This window comes from Acidovorax sp. Root217 (genome assembly GCF_001428645.1).
In the GTDB taxonomy this organism is placed as follows: domain Bacteria; phylum Pseudomonadota; class Gammaproteobacteria; order Burkholderiales; family Burkholderiaceae_C; genus Acidovorax.
This window is the reverse complement of the sequence record NZ_LMIH01000022.1, coordinates 2,516-3,311: the sequence shown is the minus strand read 5'-3', so window position 1 is coordinate 3,311 and position 796 is coordinate 2,516. Positions and strand designations below refer to the sequence as shown.

The window sequence follows — 796 nt, the reverse complement described above, 5'->3', positions numbered from 1 at the left end:
CGTCACATCCAGCATCGCCCCATCGGTCAGGCGCTGCAAGGTGAAGGTGCCATTGTTCTGGGACTGCACATAGGTTTGGCCCAGGGTGGCCGGGATGACCACGGTGTCGATGCCTGCCCCTCCATCCACATACCGGGCCAGGCCCAGCGTCGGCGTGATGGTGTTGTTGCCCGCATCGCCAGTCACGGTGATATCGCGCACGGCATCCACGCGGATGGCGCCTGCGGCACCCATGCCTTCCAGCAGTTGGGCAGGCGTCTTGCCCGCACTCTGCTCGGGGAAGACCTGGGCGAACAGCGTCGCCACTTCCAGCGCCGTCTTGCCCGTCAGGCTCTGGATGATGGCCCCTTCGCCCTGGTTCAGATCGCGGCCAATCCACTTCTGGAACAGGTAGGCGCCGGCTTCTTCGGCGGCGCTGTGCACCACCGTGAGGCTCGGGCCCGTTGCAAACCGCACCTGCTCGACATCGAGCAGCCAGTCGGAGATGCCCGAGGCGGTATGGGTCAGCTTGATACCGGCCCCCTCCAGGGTGACCGTGTAGTCGCTGCGAGCTCCCTCCTGCACGGCCACATCGAAGCCGGTACCGCCATTGAGCTTGTCGCTGCCCGTGCCACCGGATAGCAGGTCATTGCCCGCCCCACCAAACACGATGTCGTCGCCCGCATCGCCATAGACCTGGTCATCGCCGCCCTCGCTGCCCACGACATCGTTGCCACCACCGCCATGGATGATGTCGTCATCGGGGCCGAGCACGATCCATTGGGCACCGCTGTCGCCGCTGGCCGCGTTCTGGCCC

The 796-nt window shown here is 66.0% G+C and carries 1 protein-coding gene; it reads right to left on the bottom strand.

Going from position 1 to position 796, the window contains the following annotated elements; translation table 11 throughout:
- Positions 1–796, bottom strand: a 796-nt coding sequence (locus tag ASE31_RS31845; protein WP_369819476.1) for a calcium-binding protein, incomplete at both ends; no start/stop codon positions are given.